At 70.7% G+C, this 426-nt stretch carries 1 protein-coding gene; it reads left to right on the top strand.

Translation table 11 applies throughout. The features are described from left to right. Positions 1–426, top strand: a 426-nt coding sequence (locus ACLD7X_RS19185; protein ID WP_411425268.1) for a helicase HerA-like domain-containing protein, incomplete at both ends; no start/stop codon positions are given.

The following is a 426-nucleotide window of genomic DNA, read 5'->3' as shown; positions in this document are numbered from 1 at the left end:
CCGCACCGACGCACCGGTGCACTACGAGGCATCGAACCTCACGACCCACGGGGTCATCGTGGGCATGACCGGCTCGGGCAAGACGGGCCTCGGCGTCGTCGTGCTCGAAGAAGCGCTCGCCCAGGGCATCCCCACGCTGGTCATCGACCCCAAGGGCGACATGGGCAACCTCCTGCTCGGGTTCGAGAACCTGCGCGGCCCCGACTTCGAACCGTGGATCGACGCCGTGGCCGCCCAGCGCGACGGCGTGTCCATCGCAGACCGCGCCGCCGAGACCGCCGAGATGTGGCGCAACGGACTCGCGGGCTGGGGGCTCGACGGCACGGACATCGCCGCGCTGCACGACCGGGCGGACTTCGCGATCTACACGCCCGGATCGAACGCCGGGATCCCGCTCAACGTGATCGGTTCGCTCCGTGCCCCGAC

It is taken from the genome of Aphanothece microscopica RSMan92 (genome assembly GCF_046613545.2).
Lineage (GTDB): Bacteria > Cyanobacteriota > Cyanobacteriia > PCC-6307 > Cyanobiaceae > NIES-981.
Note: the sequence above shows the minus strand (reverse complement) of the source record. Positions and strands in the feature narration are given on the sequence as shown.